This is a genomic window from Clostridium sp., assembly GCF_036569345.1.
In the GTDB taxonomy this organism is placed as follows: domain Bacteria; phylum Bacillota; class Clostridia; order Clostridiales; family Clostridiaceae; genus Clostridium_AD.
Genome location: NZ_DATCQT010000134.1, coordinates 43,404 through 61,858 on the forward strand (window position 1 = coordinate 43,404; position 18,455 = coordinate 61,858).

16 protein-coding genes and 1 pseudogene are annotated in these 18,455 nt (G+C 31.5%); 16 read left to right on the forward strand and 1 reads right to left on the reverse strand.

What is annotated here, in order from left to right; all coding sequences use genetic code 11:
* Positions 1 to 5 precede the first annotated feature (5 nt).
* The 8 genes from VIM70_RS12920 to VIM70_RS12955 all read left to right on the forward strand — a co-directional run bounded on the left by VIM70_RS12920 (position 6) and on the right by VIM70_RS12955 (position 8,258).
* A complete protein-coding gene (locus VIM70_RS12920) occupies positions 6 to 1,349 on the forward strand; it encodes a PRD domain-containing protein (protein ID WP_331946175.1) in 1,344 nt (447 codons plus the stop codon).
* Between the two features lie 245 nt (positions 1,350 to 1,594).
* On the forward strand, positions 1,595 to 2,068 hold the full coding sequence (locus VIM70_RS12925; RefSeq protein WP_331946176.1) for a mannose/fructose/sorbose PTS transporter subunit IIB: 474 nt from the start codon (positions 1,595 to 1,597) through the stop codon (positions 2,066 to 2,068).
* Positions 2,069 to 2,315: 247 nt separating this feature from the next.
* On the forward strand, positions 2,316 to 3,293 hold the full coding sequence (locus tag VIM70_RS12930) for a mannose/fructose/sorbose PTS transporter subunit IIA (protein WP_331946177.1): 978 nt from the start codon (positions 2,316 to 2,318) through the stop codon (positions 3,291 to 3,293).
* Positions 3,294 to 3,329: 36 nt separating this feature from the next.
* Positions 3,330 to 4,136: a PTS mannose/fructose/sorbose transporter subunit IIC gene (locus VIM70_RS12935; RefSeq protein ID WP_331946178.1), complete on the forward strand. Its 807-nt coding sequence runs from the start codon at positions 3,330 to 3,332 to the stop codon at positions 4,134 to 4,136.
* A gap of 20 nt (positions 4,137 to 4,156) precedes the next feature.
* The gene (locus VIM70_RS12940; protein ID WP_331946179.1) at positions 4,157 to 5,068 is read left to right on the forward strand and encodes a PTS system mannose/fructose/sorbose family transporter subunit IID; all 912 of its coding nucleotides are present in this window, start codon (positions 4,157 to 4,159) and stop codon (positions 5,066 to 5,068) included.
* A 491-nt stretch (positions 5,069 to 5,559) separates the two neighbouring features.
* Entirely contained in the window at positions 5,560 to 5,934 is a 375-nt protein-coding gene (locus VIM70_RS12945; protein WP_331946180.1) for a DUF956 family protein, read from the forward strand.
* 783 nt (positions 5,935 to 6,717) lie between these two features.
* Positions 6,718 to 7,632: a DUF2156 domain-containing protein gene (locus tag VIM70_RS12950; RefSeq protein WP_331946181.1), complete on the forward strand. Its 915-nt coding sequence runs from the start codon at positions 6,718 to 6,720 to the stop codon at positions 7,630 to 7,632.
* 80 nt (positions 7,633 to 7,712) lie between these two features.
* Complete coding sequence (locus VIM70_RS12955; protein WP_331946182.1) at positions 7,713 to 8,258, forward strand: GNAT family protein; 546 nt, start codon at positions 7,713 to 7,715, stop codon at positions 8,256 to 8,258.
* Between the two features lie 72 nt (positions 8,259 to 8,330).
* Here the strand turns inward: VIM70_RS12955 and VIM70_RS12960 are convergent, their stop codons facing one another.
* A complete protein-coding gene (locus tag VIM70_RS12960) occupies positions 8,331 to 8,507 on the reverse strand; it encodes a hypothetical protein (protein ID WP_331946183.1) in 177 nt (58 codons plus the stop codon).
* Positions 8,508 to 8,900: 393 nt separating this feature from the next.
* On the opposite strand from VIM70_RS12960, the gene VIM70_RS12965 reads away from it, so the two are divergent.
* The 8 genes and pseudogenes from VIM70_RS12965 (at position 8,901) to fucO (ending at position 18,308) form a co-directional block, all read left to right on the forward strand.
* Positions 8,901 to 10,292 carry an amino acid permease gene (locus tag VIM70_RS12965; protein ID WP_331946184.1) on the forward strand — a complete coding sequence of 464 codons (1,392 nt, stop codon included), beginning with the start codon at positions 8,901 to 8,903 and terminating at the stop codon, positions 10,290 to 10,292.
* A 315-nt stretch (positions 10,293 to 10,607) separates the two neighbouring features.
* Positions 10,608 to 10,922 carry an L-rhamnose mutarotase gene (rhaM, locus tag VIM70_RS12970; protein ID WP_331946185.1) on the forward strand — a complete coding sequence of 105 codons (315 nt, stop codon included), beginning with the start codon at positions 10,608 to 10,610 and terminating at the stop codon, positions 10,920 to 10,922.
* Between the two features lie 184 nt (positions 10,923 to 11,106).
* Positions 11,107 to 12,257: pseudogene (locus tag VIM70_RS12980) on the forward strand (MFS transporter).
* A 120-nt stretch (positions 12,258 to 12,377) separates the two neighbouring features.
* Positions 12,378 to 13,376, forward strand: a complete 999-nt coding sequence (locus VIM70_RS12985) for an AraC family transcriptional regulator (protein ID WP_331946188.1) — start codon at positions 12,378 to 12,380, stop codon at positions 13,374 to 13,376.
* Positions 13,377 to 13,526: 150 nt separating this feature from the next.
* Positions 13,527 to 14,936: a rhamnulokinase gene (rhaB, locus tag VIM70_RS12990; RefSeq protein WP_331946189.1), complete on the forward strand. Its 1,410-nt coding sequence runs from the start codon at positions 13,527 to 13,529 to the stop codon at positions 14,934 to 14,936.
* Between the two features lie 50 nt (positions 14,937 to 14,986).
* Entirely contained in the window at positions 14,987 to 16,243 is a 1,257-nt protein-coding gene (gene rhaA / locus VIM70_RS12995) for an L-rhamnose isomerase (RefSeq protein ID WP_331946190.1), read from the forward strand.
* Positions 16,244 to 16,252: 9 nt separating this feature from the next.
* Positions 16,253 to 17,071 carry a rhamnulose-1-phosphate aldolase gene (gene rhaD, locus VIM70_RS13000; protein ID WP_331946191.1) on the forward strand — a complete coding sequence of 273 codons (819 nt, stop codon included), beginning with the start codon at positions 16,253 to 16,255 and terminating at the stop codon, positions 17,069 to 17,071.
* Between the two features lie 82 nt (positions 17,072 to 17,153).
* Positions 17,154 to 18,308, forward strand: coding sequence for a lactaldehyde reductase (gene fucO, locus VIM70_RS13005; RefSeq protein WP_331946192.1), 1,155 nt, complete (start codon positions 17,154 to 17,156; stop codon positions 18,306 to 18,308).
* Positions 18,309 to 18,455 lie beyond the last annotated feature (147 nt).

Below are 18,455 nucleotides of genomic sequence, written 5' to 3' on the forward strand. Positions count from 1 at the left end.
TGGACATGATTGAAAAAAAGCTTGATAAAACACTAACTGATAGATTTTTATATGCATTAAGTCTACATTTAAGTTCATTTTTAAACAGATTAAGTAATCATCAAAATCTTAAGTATAAAAATATAGAAGGTATAATAGATGATAAACGCACAGAATTAAATATTGCAGTAGACGTAAAGGGAATGGTTGAAAAAAAATATAATGTGGTTGTTCCAAAGATTGAAGTTATATATCTTACATTGTTAATCAGTTCTATTACGGAGGAACAAACAAATCAGCATGTGGCAATAATTGTAGCGGCACATGGAAGCAGCACAGCAAGTAGTATGGTTAATGTGGCAAAGCAGCTTCTAGGGGAGGGTGTAATCGAAGCAATAGATATGCCATTAGAAGTTAGTCCCAATCAAACTTTAGATGAAATTATTGAAAAGGTTAGGGGAATAGACATGGGTAAGGGGGTTCTATTGCTTGTGGATATGGGTTCACTTGTTAACTTTGAGTCTATAATAATGGAAAAAACAGATATAAAGGTTAAGACACTAGATATGGTTACCACCTCATTAGTATTAGAAGCCATAAGGAAAGCAACTATTTTAAATATGAATTTAGATGCCTTATATAATTCTCTAAAGCAATTTAGAGGATATTCAAAGATTGAGGAAGAAGAGAAAGTTATTAATGAAGACGATGCAAATAAGAAAAAGGCAATAATAACAATATGCTCCACAGGTGAGGGGACTGCAGTAAAGCTAAAAGAACTTGTGGAGAACATTGTTAGAAGTACAGATGAAAAAGAAATTGAAATTTTACCAATAAGTATAAAAGACATAAAAAGGGAAATAATAAAAATAAAAAATAACTATAGTATTATAGCTTCTGTTGGTATTTTAAATCCTAAAATTGAAGCGACCTTTATCTCCCTTGAAGAGTTAATTAGTGGTAATGGTGAAAATATTTTAATGAGTATAATACAGAGAAAAAACTTTAAAATTGAAAAAGGCCATGAAAATACAGTAGTTAAGGATTTATGCAAAGACAGTTTAAATCAATTTTTAACTTATTTAAATCCTTCTAAAATAATAAGTTTATTGTATCAATTTGTAAATATTTTAGAAGAAAACACAAAAATAAGCTTTAACAATGCAACCAAAATAAGAATAATGGTGCATGTAGGTTGTGCACTAGAGAGAATGATAATAAAGGATGGGTTAAAGTACAAGAGGGAAAAAGCTAAGCTAAATTCACACTTGGTAGAGATTATTACAGAGGCAAATAAAGTATTTAAAAACGCAATAAACATAAGTTTAACTGAAGATGAAATATTGTTTTTAGCAGAAATGATAGAATAGAAGATAATATACTGATACACTTCTTTTTTGAAACACTTTTTATCAGCGAAAAATTAAAATTAGTATTGAAACTATAGAATAAGTGTATCAATATAAAAAAAATAAAAAAAATTTAAAATAAAAAATGGCTATTTTAAAAGATTTAACACAAATATAAAAAACAATACACTATTTTGGCACGACAATTGCTATATATAATAGTGTGACAACTTAGGTGAAAGTGCTGATGAGGAGAATGATTTATAATGAATATAGTGTTAGCAAGAATTGATGACAGATTAATACATGGTCAAGTAGCAACAATTTGGTCAAAAGACACAAAATGTCAAAGAATAATTGTATGTAATGATGATGTAAAAAAGGACTTAATTAGAAAGACACTTTTGGAGCAAGTTGCACCTCCAGGAATTAAATCAAGTGTTGTAGGAATTGATGAGGCAATAAGAGTTTATAAGAATCCAAAATACCAAGATGATAGAGTGCTATTTCTTTTCACTAATCCAACCGATGTTGTAAGAATGGTTGAAGGTGGAGTAGCCATAAAGAGTGTAAATATTGGTGGTATGTCATTTAAAGAAGGAAAGAAACAAATAACTAGTGTAGTATCGGTAGATGATACAGATATTGAAGCTTTCAAAAAATTAAATGAAAAAGGCATTGAACTAGAAATAAGAAAAATTTCTTCAGATTCAAAAGTAGATTTAATGTCAAAACTATAAGATTCACCATATTAAATTCTGTCAAAGCAACTAAGATTGAATGGGTTTTACTTGTAATCGTTATGTTTGCTTGTGATGAGTTCCAAAAAAAATTGTTAAAACAAGCATCTCCACCTGGAGTGAAATCAAATGTCATTACAATTCTTAAATTAATTGAAAAATATCATAATTACTAATTTTGGTTACAGGTTTTTTTAAACTTTTATATAAATTTTACTGTAACAAATAAAAAATAGGAGGTATAAAGATGGTAGGAATTATTCTTGCTAGTCACGGAGAATTTGCTAAAGGCATCTTGCAATCTGGTGCGATGATTTTCGGAGAACAAGAAAACGCACAAGCTGTTACGTTGATGCCTAGTGAAGGCCCTGATGATCTTAAAGCAAAAATGAAAGACGCAATCGCATCCTTTGACAACCAAGATGAGGTTTTAATCTTAGTTGATCTTTGGGGTGGTACACCATTCAACCAAGCAAATAGTCTATTTGAAGAACACAAAGATAAATGGGCAATCGTAGCTGGTATGAATCTACCAATGGTGATTGAAGCTTATGCTTCACGTTCTTCAATGGAATCCGCACAGGAAATTGCGGCTTATATTTTAAAAACAGCTAAAGAAGGAATTAAAGTTAAGCCTGAAGAATTAGAACCAGCAGATAATGGTAAAGCTTCTGCAACGACCGCTGGGCCATCTAATGCAGGTGCACCTGGATCATTCGAATATGTTTTAGCTCGTATTGACTCTCGTTTACTTCATGGACAAATAGCGACTGCTTGGACAAAAGATGTGCTACCTACACGAATTATTGTCGTGTCAGATGCAGTAGCCAAAGATGAGCTTCGTACGAAATTGATCACACAGGCTGCTCCTCCGGGTGTTAAAGCTCATGTTGTTCCAGTTAATCAAATGATTAAACTTGCAAAAAATGATCAGTCTTTCGGCGGACAACGTGCATTGCTTCTTTTTGAAAATCCACAAGATGTACTTAGAGCGGTAGAAGGTGGAGTACCTTTGAAGACAATCAATATTGGCTCTATGGCTCACTCGACCGGTAAAGTTCAACCAAACAAAGTACTTGCTTTCAATCAAGACGATATTGATACCTTCAATAAGCTTAAACAAGCTGGACTTACTTTTGATGTTCGTAAAGTCCCAAATGATTCAAAAGGAAATATGGCCGAAATCCTTAAAAAAGCACAAGGTGAATTAAATAAACTAAAATAATCTAAAAATTTAAATGAAAAAGGAGGATTAATAATCATGGATATAAATATTGTCCAAGTGATATTAGTCGTTATCGTGGCATTTCTAGCTGGTATGGAAGGTATCTTGGATCAATTTCAATTCCACCAACCAGTAATTGCTTGTACGTTAATCGGCTTAGTTACAGGTAACTTAATACCATGCCTAATCTTAGGTGGTACTCTTCAAATGATTGCTTTAGGGTGGGCAAATATCGGTGCTGCTGTAGCACCAGATGCAGCGCTTGCATCTGTTGCATCTGCAATTATTTTAGTTCTTGGTGGCCAAGGTACAGCAGGAGTTCCTTCAGCTATCGCTATTGCTGTTCCGCTAGCAGTTGCAGGGTTATTATTAACAATTATTTGTCGTACCATTGCTACAGCGTTTGTACATTTCATGGATGCTGCTGCTAAAGAAGGAAATATCAGAAAAGTTGAAATGTGGCAGATCATTGCTATTTGTTTGCAGGGTGTACGTATTGCAATTCCAGCAGGCTTGATTTTAGCAATTGGTGCTGCTCCGATTCGTTCATTACTTGAAGCTATGCCTACTTGGTTAACAGGTGGTTTAGCAATCGGTGGTGGAATGGTCGTAGCTGTCGGTTATGCAATGGTAATCAATATGATGGCTACAAAAGAAGTATGGCCATTCTTTGCAATTGGTTTTGTGTTAGCAACCATTTCAGAAATTACACTTATCGGACTAGGTGCAATCGGTGTATGTGTGGCTCTTGTTTATTTAAAGCTTACTAAACAAGGCGGCTCAGGTAATGGTGGAAACTCAAATATTGGTGATCCATTAGGCGATATTATTGATACTTACTAAGAAAGGGGGAGAACACGAAAATGGCAAATAAAATAAAATTAACGAGAAAAGATCGTATTTCTGTTTGGTTCCGTTCATTTTTCCTTCAAGGTTCTTGGAACTACGAAAGAATGCAAAACGGTGGTTGGGCATTTGCATTGATACCCGCAATCAAAAAATTATACAAGACTAAAGAAGATCGTGCAGCTGCATTGAAACGTCACTTGGAGTTCTTTAACACTCACCCATATGTAGCTTCACCAGTCATTGGTGTAACATTAGCCTTAGAAGAAGACCGTGCAAATGGTTTACCAATCGACGACATAACTATTCAAGGTGTTAAAGTTGGTATGATGGGACCTTTAGCTGGTATTGGTGATCCAGTTTTCTGGTTTACTGTTAGACCAATTTTAGGGGCTTTAGCTGCTTCTCTTGCTATGGCTGGTAACATCCTTGGACCAATTATCTTTTTCTTCGCTTGGAATATCATCCGTATGGCATTTATGTGGTATACACAAGAGTTTGGTTACAAAGCAGGTTCTCATATTACCGATGATGTATCAGGTGGTTTACTACAAGATGTTACAAAAGGAGCATCTATCCTTGGTATGTTCATTTTGGGATCATTAGTTAACCGATGGGTATCCGTTAAATTTGCACCAGTAGTATCAAACGTTAAGTTAGCTAACGGTGCCTACATTGATTGGAACAACATTCCTGCTGGAGCGAACGGTATTAAAGAAGCTCTGTTACAACAATCAAGTGGTTTGTCACTAACTAATGTTAAGGTTACAACATTGCAAAATAACTTGGATTCTTTGATTCCTGGACTTGCAGGATTAGCATTGACATTACTTTGTATGTGGTTGCTTAAGAAGAAAGTATCTCCAATTACAATTATTTTTGGGCTGTTCGCAGTCGGAATTGTTTTCCACTTAATCGGTTTAATGTAATATTTTTTACTCAACCTGGGCTTTTTGGCCTGGGTTTTTTTTATTACCTTCTATGTTAATATTGCATCGACCCAGGAGATGATTTAATTTTATGTCTAGTATAACTGTTTTTGACGGTTGTGCCTTGCTGCACTTGATTATTTCATTTTAAGAAGGTATATTATATACTATAGTCAAGAAGTACAATGATTTATTAATTTAGCAGAAGCAAGGTAGTTTATGCATTGAGAGCGTGGTAAATATTTTGAAGGTATTCAAAAATTCCCGCGAAGTATTAACGACATTTCAGAAGGAAAGGCTCCCACTTCTATTAGTGGGAGTTACACACCCTAGCAAATAGAAAACTTCAGTGGGAGTATAAATCTCCTTCTGAAGTCGTTAATATTGCAGCTCCGCAGGAGATGATTTAAAGATAGCTATTAATTAATAGAAACAAATAAAAAGCATATAATAGAAACAAATGTGTGTATAATAGAAAAGAGGTAGATCATATGGTTCAATCACTCAATACAAAGGTGGATCTAGTAATTGATGCAACAGCGCTTACAGGTCTTACAGATTATGGAAAAATTATGATCGGCGACAAAGGTTTTGAGTTTTATAATTCTCGTGATTCTCGCAAATATATTCAAATTCCATGGGAAGACGTTGACAATGTTATTGCGTCCGTATTGCTAAAAGGAAAGTGGATTCCACGATATGCGATCCAAACGAAGAAAAATGGTAACTATATTTTTTCTTCTAAAGAACCCAAAAAAGTACTTCGTGCTATTCGAAAATATGTTGAGCCAAAGCATATGCTTCATTCGTTAAGTTTTTTTGATGTTGTAAAGCGAGCGGTGCAATCGAGATTTAAGAAGAGTTGATTAACTAAAGAACTTATCATGTGTATAAATAATGATAAATGATAAAAACACACCTGAGAAAATAGTATATATAGATTTTCTTACAACCTATGTACAAAAGGATTGTATCCAATTAGAGAATTTATAATAGGTTATAACAGTTTGCGAGCTTTTGCTTGAAGGGTCAGAAATTGAAAGAGAAATTGAAGATATTTTTATAAATATATCGTTATAAGGATTTATATTGTGGGAAAAGTACTATATATGATATTATTTATATAGTACTTTTTTTATTGGAAAATTTCAAAATAAGGAGGAATTCGGGGAATTTCTTAGTAAATAAAATTTAAAATTACTACTACTTTATTTTGAGTGTAATGAAAATTATGAATTTAATTAAAAATAAGTCCAATAGGGATAATATAAATTATAAATGTAAAACATATAAGGAATACCGTAGGTTTTCAATATTTGCTCAAGTACATGGTAATAGCTATTTAACGTTAGTCATGAGGTTTTATTATACTATATTCTTTTTGGGACATAATCAAATTCGGTATAATAAGACATTATCACAATTCGATCATAGAACAATATAAATAAAACTAATTTAAGTTAACTATTTTACGACTTTGATGTATAATAATGTATCGTATTATTATATTACTAATATAAAGTATCTAGTTGGTAACTAAAGTTCAAAAAGGTATCTACTTGCAAAAAATATGTTAACGGTCTAAAATGATACATGAGAGAAAGAAAAGATGATATTTATGGTATATCTTAAAGGGAAAGGTTGAGATTATGATTTTTAAAAGACTTATGATTGAAGATAAAAATTTACTTGAAGAATTTATATATCCATATAAATTTCTAAGTTGTGAATATTCTTTTACAACTTTATATATATGGAGAGAAGCTTGTGATATTTGTTTTACTATTCATAAAGGTGCTCTAATAATAAAGAAAAAAGATTTTGAGGGAAGATATTATTTTATGCAACCTTTGGGTTACAGCAATGAAAATCTTAAAGAAATAATAGATGCACTAATGGAATATAAAACAAAAGATAATATGGACTTCTTGTTTAAGGACCTAGATGAGGATTTTATGGAAAAAATAAAGAAAATTTATGGTGAAACTCATGGTATCTGTATAAAGGAAGATAGAGATAATTTTGATTATTTATATGAAACCGAAAAACTTATAAAACTTTCCGGAAAGAAACTTCATGGTAAAAAAAACCATTATAACTCTTTTGTGAAAAATTACAATTATGAGATTAAAGACATTAAGGAAGTTGAAGTAATAAGAGATGTTATAGTAGCAGCAGAAAAATGGTATGAAAGCAATAAAGCTGATTATATACTTAATTGCGAATTGCAGGGAATAAAAGATGTTCTGAAAAATATGGAAATTGTAAATACAAAAGGAATAGCTGTTTACGTAGATGGAAAAATAGTAGCATTTAGTTTAGGTGAAAAACTAAATGATAATTTGGCAGTAATCCATATAGAAAAAGCAGATGTGAAGTACAGTGGAGTATATAGTTTTATCAATAAAACTTTCGTCGATAGAAATTTTAGTGATGTTAAGATAATCAATAGAGAGCAGGATCTTGGAATAGCAGGTCTAAGGAAATCAAAATTATCTTATCATCCATTTAAATTAGAAAAAAAATATATCTTTGGTTTTAATAATATTAATGATATCAAATAAATAGACTAGCATTTTGCTAGTCTATTTATCCGAAAGGGTCTTATTCTTTGTTTTAAAATAAAAATGGGAAAGGTGATAGAATGAAAAATCTTTTGCGTGGAGAAAAAATAAATCTTACTTCTATAAATGAAGAAGATATTTCGGAAATCGAAAAGTGGCACAATGATGTATCTTTCATGCGTAATTATGATGTAGTAAGCGCAATTCCTAAAAATATGGAAGATATAAAAGATGTAATTAGTGATATAAGAAAAAGCAATACAGCGTATATTTTTGGTGTGAAAGAACTTAAAGAGCAGAAATTAATTGGAGTTACAGGATTTGAAAATATATCTTGGAATAATGGAACTGCTTTAATATATATAGGAATTGGAGAAGAAAAAAGTAGGGGACAAGGGTACGGCACGGAAGCTTTTAAATTAACAATGGAGTTTGGATTTGAGGAACTGAACTTTCATAGAATATATCTTACTGTACTTGAATACAACGAACCTGCTATAAAGTTATACGAGAAAATAGGGTTTAAAAGAGAAGGGATTTACAGGGAATTCATACATCGGGATGGCAAACGTTATGATATGTATTTGTATGGTTTGTTAAGACCTGAGTGGGAAGATTCGCTATAAAAATACATAAAAAAACACAGTAGATAAAATAAAAATTTACTGTGTTTTAATATTTTAATTATTAGCTGGTAATTATTTTTTATTGTGGGATCTCTTTTTCTCATTTCTTTTATTAAATTTATCATTATCAGCTATATCAGGAGTACTGCGGACATTATCCATTTGGGTCGTGATAGGTATGTTCACTAAATCGCTGTTTATAGGATAATTTAAAAAATCCTTTTCATTTTCAACATTGTGGTTATTCATAATAACCTCCTTCCGAATAAAGAGATTTTTTTATATATATTGAAAATAGTTTGCCCATTTCATTGAAAAATATAAAGGTATTAATTATTATTTATTTTAGATTTATTTATATATACTTAATAACATGATTAAATACATTTGCAGATTCTTACTAGATTGGAAAGAACAATTATTCATTATATTGGTTAGTGTTAAATAAAAACATCGTTTTTACAGAAATTTTATGATATATTTATAATTATAAATACATCGTTGTAATAGAATAGTTAAGATATAATGTAAAATTAAAAACAATTAAAAAATTATTCTAGGTTGACAATTTTTTAATTGACGTTTTGTTTTCACCGCAATAATAAAATGTTTTAAGATCAACAATTGAGGAGGTATTGTTTTATGAATCAAGTCAATAACATTAAGGAGCCTGGTAAAATTGAGCTTAAAAGGGAACTTGGCCTTGCCGCAGCAACTGCAATAGTCGTAGGTAACTGTATAGGTTCAGGTATTTTCACCTCGGCTGCGTCGCTAGCTTCTGCATCAAATCCTAAAACTGCTATAATTGCTTGGGTAATTACAGCTATTGGATCACTTCTTATTGCATTAAGTTTTGCAAGTTTAGGAACTGCTATGCCACTAACGGGTGGTCCTATTGTGTATACTAGAGCAGCCTTTGGTGATTTTGCAGGATTTCTAATTGCATGGACCTATTGGGTAGGCGCTTGGGTTGGAAACGCTGCTATTATTACTGCATTTATGCTTTATTTCACTTATTTTTTCCCTGGTGCAGCGGATCCAATGTCTGCGTTCTTAATTACTTCAGGCGTATTGTGGTTTTTTACCATTATAAATATTCTTGGCGTAAAAGGAGCAGGTATGATTACAATTGTAACAACGGTACTAAAAGTAGGTGCATTAGTAGTATTTGTAGTAATTGCAGGTATTCATTTTAACCCCTTAATGCTTAGTACTGTTTCAAGTGCTAAGGTTTCGGGATTTAGTACTCTACCGGCAGCAATTGCAATTGCGCTGTGGGCTTTCGTAGGAATCGAAAGTGCAACAGTACCTGCAGGAGAAATTAAAGATCCAGAAAAAAACATTAGAAAGAGTACTATATATGGTACTTTAATTTCAGCAGCTATATATTTAATTGTTTCAATAGTTGCTATGGGTGTTTTAGATCAAGCAACATTAGCTAACTCAAAGGCTCCACTTGCAGATATAATCAATGCAGCAACTGGTGGAACTTGGGGTGGAAACTTTATAGCTATTGGTGCTATAATATCAACACTAGGAGCAACAGCTGGCTGGATATTAACAACTGCTAGAAGTTCATATGGTGCTGCTCAAGATAAATTATTTCCAAAAGTATTTGGAAAAATACATCCCAAATACAAAACTCCTGTAGCGTCACTTGTAATAAGTGGTGTTGCAGCTAATTTACTTCTTATATTAAATTACGTAGGTTCATTAAATGCAGCATTTAATTTTATGCTATTACTTGCTACATTGGCATTCTTACCTGCTTATGCTTTTTCAGCGGCAGCAGACATAGTGCTCTTAAAACAACATTCTGAAAATTTTAATATTTGGAATTTCCTTAAGAATTCATTTGTTGCATTGCTTGCTTTTGGATATACTATTTATGCAATATACGGAACTGGTGCAAATGTTGTAATGTATGGTTTTATACTAATGCTCGTAGGTATCCCAATTTATTTATACATGATGCTTCAAAATAATAGGGAAGACAAAAAGGTTGATGATTTGAGAAAAAGAATGCTGGAATAGATGAGTTAAAGTATTATGATAAATAATAATTAAACAAAAACGTCTTTGTAATTGATGAAATTACAAAGGCGTTTTTATATTATATATAAGGATTAAAGACAGAATTAGCTAGCATTTGTTCATCCCTAAAAACTGATTTTGATAGTTAACAACACTTTTAAGGTTAATGAATGTTTCTATATAAGCAGGTATAATATGAATATAATCAATTACAAACGTATACAGCAACCGTATACAAAAAAATATACTATTTATGTAAACGTATAAAAAAATATATATAAAGTACATACAAGATATACAAAGGAGGAATACGAAATGATTCGTAAATGTATTGTTATGAAAGTATTTAGCGGTGTACATGATGAGTACAAAAAACGTCATGATGAAATTTGGCCTGAAATGGTGGAGATGTTAAATCAATATGGTGCAAAAAACTATTCTATTTACTTGGAAGCAGAAACAAATAGTCTAATTGTATATTTAGAAATTGAAGATGAGAAATTATGGAGTGAAAGTTCCGAAACAGAGATATGTAAAAAATGGTGGGAATATATGAAGGATGTTATGGAAACAAATGAAGATAATAGTCCAGTTTCAATTGAGTTAAAAGAACTATTCCATTTAGAGTAAAAGAAAAGGAGGAATAAAACAAATGTGTAATAAAGATGAAAAGCAAATGAGTGTTAAGGATAAAAACAAATTAACTTGGAAAACAACTATTTCAGCATCTATGGCAAATTACATTGATGCAGGTTCTATAGTTGCTGGAGCTGCAGGTTTATCACTTTGGACGAAATATCTTCATATGACTGATATGAAACTTGGATTATTAAGTGCTTTAAGTTCGAATGCTGTTTCCGCAGCCATTGGTGCGTTAATTGGTGGTTATATCTGCGATAAATATGGTCGTAAATTGGTTTATAATTGCTCTATGTTATTTTATATGTTCGGTATGTTATTTATTATCTTTTCACAGAATTTTGGAATGATGTTAACTGGATATATAATCGTAGGATTATCAGTTGGTGCTGACATTCCAGCTTCTTGGACTACTATTGCTGAAGGGGCTCCTGCAAAAGAAAGGGCGAAGCATTGTGGTACAGCGCAACTTGCATGGTCAGCTGTCCAATTATTGTTTTGATTTTATCAGTAGCACTCGGAAATCTAGGATTACTTGGTAGTCGTATAGTTTTTGCACATTTATTTATAGTGGCTCTAATCACTTGGTTAATAAGAAGAACATTGCCAGAATCTGAGTCATGGCTCGTACAAAAAGAAAAAGAAAAACAACTTGCATCAAAAGGACAATTTCAGAAAGTAACTATAAAAGATATATTAAAACCAGTAAATTTCAAATCAATATTGTTTTTGCTTGGTGTATATTTATTTTGGAACTTGGCAGCAGGTACAATGGGATTTTTCATGCCATTAATTTATCAAACAGTTGGTGGGGTTTCAGCACAAACAGCCAATTTACTTCAAGCAGTATTATTCGGCTTTACAGCTATCGGTACTTATTTCATTTTCATGAAACTTGGAGATAAAGTAAGCCGTAAAGGATTATATGCAGCAGCAGCTATAATGGCAATTGGTGCATGGTCAATATTCTTATTACCAGCTTCAAGTATGAAACCAAGCATGCTTGTAATATTTGTTATTGTAAATGGACTTTCTTTTGGATTTGGTGCACAACCATTTTATCAACTATGGGCTAGCGAACTTTTTCCAACAAAATATAGAGCTACTGCTCAAGGTGTAATGTTCTTTGTAGTACGTATCGCACTTGGTATATGGAGTTTTATTATCCCAAGCATTATGAGCAAGTTTGGTTTCCAATTGGCGGCGGCATTCATGGTAGGGTTCCTAATAATTAGTGCAGTAATTGGTGTTGTATTTGCTCCCAATACTTCAGGGAGGACACTTGATGCAATTGAGAAAGAACGTTATGGTGATTTATCTGCATAACTGATGTAAAACTTTAAACACCATCACATATAAATTGTAAGACTAAAGTTATAAGGCTATAATAAATTTCTATGGCTATAATAAATAAAGGATTATAAAATAAAAAGTGATGGTGATAATATGAATATTAAAGAACTTGATGAAAAATTAAAACAATTAAATGATATAGAAAAGGAAACATATATTTTATATAACACTGAAAAAAGCAAAGATAACAATATTAAACTTAAGGAACATTTTTCTAGTAAAGCAATAGATAAATTGTGGGTAATTAACAATAAGAAATTGATGAATACATCAGAAGTTATATCTATTCACAAACATGATAGATTTATAAGATTTGACAAACACAAACATGATTATTTAGAAATGATGTTTGTTTATTCAGGAAGTATAAAACAAGAAATAGAAGGTGAAAAATTAGTAATAAATAAAGGAGAAATTTTATTATTAGATATGAATGTGGAACATAGTATAGAGATGGCAAGTGTTAATGATATCGCCATTAATGTATTAATAAAGAAAGAATTCTTTGATTGGGTTTTTATGAGTCAAATTGCTGATAATGATCTAATATCTAATTTTATTGTTGAAGCAATATATGGGAAAAATGAGTTTAAGCAATATATTCATTTTAAAACATCTGAAAATGATAAAGTTTGTAATTTTATGATACAAATACTTATGGAATATTATGATAAAAAAAATGGTATGGAAACGGCTATTCGGGCTTATATAATGCTCCTATTTAATGAATTGTTACGGGATTATAAAAAATATTTATCTAGTGAGATGGTTTCTAAAATTGAGTCTACAATATCTACGGAAATTCTAAATTATATTAATAGTAATTATAAGGATATAACACTCAAGGGTATGGCAGATCATTTTAGTTATAATCCTGATTATATAGGTAAATTAGTTAAGAAGATTATAGGAAAAACATTAACGGAACTTGTAAAAGAAAAGAAAATAAAGCAAGCAGAATATTTATTACAAAATACAAAGATGACAGTAATCGATGTGATTACTGAAATAGGCTATTCCAATGTGAGTTATTTTTATAGGCAATTTAAAGAGCAGGTGGGGATCACGCCTGATGAGTACAGAAGAAAATAATAAATATCTTAAAGGATACATTTGCATATTAGGACAGTGTGATTGTCGTTATAGGACCTAGAAGTTATCAGGCTATTAAATTACAATATGGGTTATAGACATTCTTATGAAAAGAATAGTAGACGTTTGCAAAAGAATGGGAGGTAAGCTATGGAATACTATTTAGCCATTGATATTGGTGCTTCTAGTGGAAGGCATATATTAGGCTCTGTGGAAAATGGGAAATTAAAATTAGAAGAGATATATAGATTTGAAAATGGAATTAGTAAAGTAGCAGATGAATATTGTTGGAATATTGATTTGTTATTTGAAAATATAAAAATAGGAATAAAAAAATGCGCCCAGTTAGGAAAAATTCCGAGAAGTATAGGAATAGATACTTGGGCAGTAGATTTTGTGCTACTTGATGAAAATGATGATATTTTGGGTAATGCTGTATCTTATAGAGATGATAGAACAGAAGGAATGATGGAAGAAGTATTTAAGATTATTCCAAAAGATATGATGTATTTTTATACAGGAATTCAGTTCCAAAGATTCAATACTATATATCAATTACTAGCCATTAAGAAAAAAAATCCAGAGATTTTAGATAAAGCAAAGACTTTCTTAATGATTCCTGATTATCTAAATTTCTTGCTTACAGGAGAAAAAGTTAATGAGTATACTAATGCAACAACAACCCAATTAGTAAATTCTTTTGATAGAACATGGGACCCAAAAATTTTAGATGATTTAGGAATTAAAAAGGACATTTTCCAGGAAATAAAATTGCCTAAAACTAATCTTGGCTGTCTTCGATACGAATTAGTTAAAGAGTTTGGATTTGACATAGAAGTTATACTTCCTGCGACTCATGATACTGGTTCCGCATTTATATCATCAGTATGTAATGATAGTGATAGTATTTTCTTAAGCTCAGGCACATGGTCATTGATTGGTCTTGAAAATAGATTTCCACTATGCGTACCACAAACTATGGAATACAATTTCACGAATGAAGGCGGTATAGATTATAGATTTAGATTTTTAAAAAACATTATGGGACTTTGGATTATTCAAGAGGTTGCAAGAAATCTTGAAAATAAATATTCTTTTGGAGAATTAGTAACTTTAGCAAGAGAAAAGAAGAATTTTTCTTCAATAATAGATGTTAATGATGAAAGATTTTTAAAACCAACTAATATGATAAAGGAAATAAAGGATTATTGCAGATCAAATAATCAAAAGATTCCAGATGGAGTTGGAGAAATAGCAATGTGTGTATTTAATAGTTTAGCTCATTGTTATAAAAAAGCTGTTTTAAACATTGAAGAGATATTTGATAAAAAATTCAAGAGAATAAATATTTTCGGTGGAGGATGTCAAAATGATTTTCTTAATGAATTAGTTGCAGGCGTTACTGGAAAAGAAGTAATAGCTGGACCAATTGAAGCAACAGCAATAGGAAATATTGTAGCCCAACTTCTAAGTAAAAACGTTTTTAAAGACTTAGGACAAGCAAGGCGAGCTATTAAAGAATCCTTTGATATTAATATATTTAAACCTAATGGAAATTAAATATTTCCTAATAAAGATTAAAGATTAAAATTTATAGGGAGGTTACATAAATGAATATTAAAGAAAAGTATGAGATGTCTAAAAAAGAATATGAAAGATGGGGATTAGATGTAGATAAAATTTTAGAACAACTTAATAAGGTGAAAATATCAGTTCACTGTTGGCAGGGTGATGATATAACTGGTTTTGAAATTAATAAAAATGAATTATCAGGTGGAATAGCTTCAACTGGTAATTATCCAGGAAAGGCTAGAAATGGAGAAGAATTAAGAAAAGATCTAGATAAAGCTTTAAGCTTAATTCCAGGAAAACACAAAATAAATCTTCATGCTATATATGCTGAAACTAATGGACAAGTAGTTGAAAGAGATGAACTGAAACCAGAGCATTTTAAAAAGTGGGTAGACTGGGCAAAGAAAAATGAATTAGGTCTTGATTTTAATCCAACAATATTTTCACATCCAAAAGCTGCAGATGGATTAACTCTATCTAGTCCAGATAAAGAAATAAGAGATTTCTGGATAAGGCATTGTAAGGTATCAAGAAAGATTGGAGAATACTTTGGACGCGAACTTGGACAAACTTGTTTAACAAATGTATGGATCCCAGATGGATACAAAGATATTCCTAGTGATAGAATGGGACCTAGAAGAAGGCTTAAAGAATCTTTAGATGAAATATTTAAAGAGAAAATTGATAAAAAATACAACCTAGATTGTGTTGAATCAAAGGTATTTGGATTAGGTGCAGAAGCTTATACTGTAGGTTCAAGTGAATTTTACATAAGTTATGCAGCTCGAAATAATTTATTGTCATTAATGGATACGGGACATTATCATCCGACAGAAGTTGTTTCAGATAAACTCTCAGCAATGTTATTATTTAATGAAAAAGTAGCACTTCATATAAGCAGACCTGTAAGATGGGATTCTGATCATGTTATACTTTTAGATGATGAGCTTAAAGAATTATCAAAAGAAATTGTAAGAAATGATGCATTGGACAGAGTAATTATTGGACTTGATTTCTTTGATGCAAGTATTAATAGAATAGCAGCATGGACAATAGGAACAAGAAATATGATAAAGGCATTACTCAGTGCGATGCTCACCCCTAATGAAAAATTAAAAGAATTACAAGACACAGGAAATTTTACAGAAAGATTAGCTTTGATGGAAGAGTTCAAAACTTATCCAATGGGCGATATTTGGAATTACTATTGTGAAAAGAATAATGTTCCAGTAGCTGAAAAATGGCTTGATGTTGTTAAGGACTATGAAAAAATTGAATTATCAAAAAGAAAGTAGGAGATTATAATGGCAATAGAAGATATGAAATTTGTACAAAACTTTAAGAAAATTACTAATGATGCATGGCTTAAAGGCTGGCATGAAAGAAACGGTGGAAACATAACTTACAGATTAACAGAGGATGAAGTATCAGCAATTAAAGGATTTATAAAAGAAGATTCAGCATACACCCCAATTGGAGTAACTGTTAAAAATTTAGCTAATGAATATTTTTTAGTAACTGGAAGTGGAAAATTCATAAGAAACATGAGCGTTTGTTTAGAAGAAAATGCAGGAATAGTTAAGGTTGATGAAAAAGGTGAAAACTACAAAATAGTTTGGGGACTAATAAACGGAGCAAGACCAACGAGTGAAATAATTTCGCATTTAATGAGTCATTCAATAAAGAAAGAAAAAACAAATGGAGCATATAGAGTTATAATGCATTCACATACTACAAACACTATAGCTTTAACATTCGTATTACCACTTGAGGGCAAGGTATTTACTAGGCAGTTGTGGGAAATGGCAACAGAATGTCCAGTAGTATTTCCAGGAGGTATTGGCGTAGTTCCATGGATGGTTCCAGGTGGAGCTCCAATTGCAGAAGAAACTGGTAAATTAATGAATGATCACGATGTTGTAATTTGGGCACATCATGGTATGTTCTGTGCTGGTGAAACTTTAGACTTAACTTTTGGACTTATGGATACAGTAGAAAAATCAGCTGAAATTTTAGTTAAAGTATTATCTATGGGAGGAAAGAAGCAAACAATAACTTCTCAAAACTTTAGAGATTTAGCAAAAGATTTTAATGTCAGCATCTCAGAAGACTATTTAGGTTAAAGACATTTCAGAAGGTAAATAGTCCGATGATGATGAGTTAATAATTTTTTAAAAGATTGGATTCTAAAGGAGAGTGATTATTATGGCAAATAGAATGATTTTGAATGAGACAAGCTATATAGGAGCAGGAGCAATTTCTAATATTATTTCAGAAGCTAAAATAAGAGGATATAAAAAAGCTTTAGTTGTAACTGACAAAGACTTAATAAAATTCAATGTAGCTTCTAAGGTAACGAATTTACTAAAAGGAAATAATCTGGATTTTGAAATTTTTGATAATGTAAAAGCCAATCCTACTATAAATGTAGTAAAAAGCGGTATAGAAAAATTTAAAGAATGTTGTGCAGACTATTTAGTTGCAATAGGTGGAGGTTCATCAATTGATACTGCAAAGGCTATTGGAATTATTATAAACAATCCTGAATTTTCAGACGTTAGAAGTCTTGAAGGTACAGTTTCAACTAAAAATAAATGTGTACCTATTATTGCGGTGCCAACAACTGCAGGAACAGCAGCAGAAGTTACAATTAATTATGTAATTACAGATGAAGAAAAAAAACGTAAATTTGTATGTGTAGATCCACATGATATTCCTGTCATAGCAGTTGTTGATTCAGAAATGATGTCATCAATGCCAAAGGGATTAACAGCAGCAACTGGTATGGATGCTTTAACTCATGCTATTGAAGGATATATTACGAAAGGTGCTTGGGAATTAACAGATACTCTTCACTTAAAAGCTATTGAAATTATAGCGCGCTCACTTAGAAGTGCAGTAGCAAATGAACCTGCGGGAAGAGAAGATATGGCACTTGGACAATATATGGCAGGTATGAGCTTTAGCAATGTAGGTCTTGGACTTGTTCATGGAATGGCACATCCACTTGGAGCTTTCTATGATACTCCACATGGAATTGCTAATGCAGTGATTCTACCATATGTTATGGAATATAATGCAGAATCTACTGGAGAAAAATACAGAGAAATAGCACGCGCTATGAAAGTTAGTGGCGTAGACGACATGTCTCAAGATGAATATAGAAAAGCAGCTATTGATATAGTTAAAAAGCTTTCACAAGATGTTGGAATTCCAAAGATATTAAGAGAAATTGGAGTAAAGGAAGAGGATTTAGTAGCACTTGCAGAATCTGCTATGGCAGATGCTTGTACTCCCGGAAATCCAAAAGATTCTAGTGTTAAAGATATATTAGAGATTTATAAAAAGGCTTTTAAATAAAATTACTTTATTAAAAAAAATTTATGTTATTTGAGAAGTTGAAAATAAATAATAAATTTTTAAAGGGAAGTCACAAAGTGGCTTCCCTTAATCTACGTTTTAAAACATTCTAATTATATTCTACATCGCCGGGTAAAATCTGATATT

What these genes read in the sequence shown, in the direction of transcription:
- VIM70_RS12935 (WP_331946178.1), top strand. Translation starts at nt 3,330, where the DNA reads ATGGATATAAATATTGTCCAAGTGATATTAGTCGTTATCGTGGCATTT.
- VIM70_RS12965 (WP_331946184.1), top strand. Translation starts at nt 8,901, where the DNA reads ATGAATCAAGTCAATAACATTAAGGAGCCTGGTAAAATTGAGCTTAAA.
- VIM70_RS12955 (WP_331946182.1), top strand. Translation starts at nt 7,713, where the DNA reads ATGAAAAATCTTTTGCGTGGAGAAAAAATAAATCTTACTTCTATAAAT.
- rhaM (WP_331946185.1), top strand. Translation starts at nt 10,608, where the DNA reads ATGATTCGTAAATGTATTGTTATGAAAGTATTTAGCGGTGTACATGAT.
- rhaD (WP_331946191.1), top strand. Translation starts at nt 16,253, where the DNA reads ATGGCAATAGAAGATATGAAATTTGTACAAAACTTTAAGAAAATTACT.
- VIM70_RS12945 (WP_331946180.1), top strand. Translation starts at nt 5,560, where the DNA reads ATGGTTCAATCACTCAATACAAAGGTGGATCTAGTAATTGATGCAACA.
- VIM70_RS12985 (WP_331946188.1), top strand. Translation starts at nt 12,378, where the DNA reads ATGAATATTAAAGAACTTGATGAAAAATTAAAACAATTAAATGATATA.
- rhaB (WP_331946189.1), top strand. Translation starts at nt 13,527, where the DNA reads ATGGAATACTATTTAGCCATTGATATTGGTGCTTCTAGTGGAAGGCAT.
- VIM70_RS12930 (WP_331946177.1), top strand. Translation starts at nt 2,316, where the DNA reads ATGGTAGGAATTATTCTTGCTAGTCACGGAGAATTTGCTAAAGGCATC.
- VIM70_RS12960 (WP_331946183.1), bottom strand. Translation starts at nt 8,507, where the DNA reads ATGAATAACCACAATGTTGAAAATGAAAAGGATTTTTTAAATTATCCT.
- VIM70_RS12925 (WP_331946176.1), top strand. Translation starts at nt 1,595, where the DNA reads ATGAATATAGTGTTAGCAAGAATTGATGACAGATTAATACATGGTCAA.
- VIM70_RS12950 (WP_331946181.1), top strand. Translation starts at nt 6,718, where the DNA reads ATGATTTTTAAAAGACTTATGATTGAAGATAAAAATTTACTTGAAGAA.
- VIM70_RS12940 (WP_331946179.1), top strand. Translation starts at nt 4,157, where the DNA reads ATGGCAAATAAAATAAAATTAACGAGAAAAGATCGTATTTCTGTTTGG.
- rhaA (WP_331946190.1), top strand. Translation starts at nt 14,987, where the DNA reads ATGAATATTAAAGAAAAGTATGAGATGTCTAAAAAAGAATATGAAAGA.
- VIM70_RS12920 (WP_331946175.1), top strand. Translation starts at nt 6, where the DNA reads ATGATTGAAAAAAAGCTTGATAAAACACTAACTGATAGATTTTTATAT.
- fucO (WP_331946192.1), top strand. Translation starts at nt 17,154, where the DNA reads ATGGCAAATAGAATGATTTTGAATGAGACAAGCTATATAGGAGCAGGA.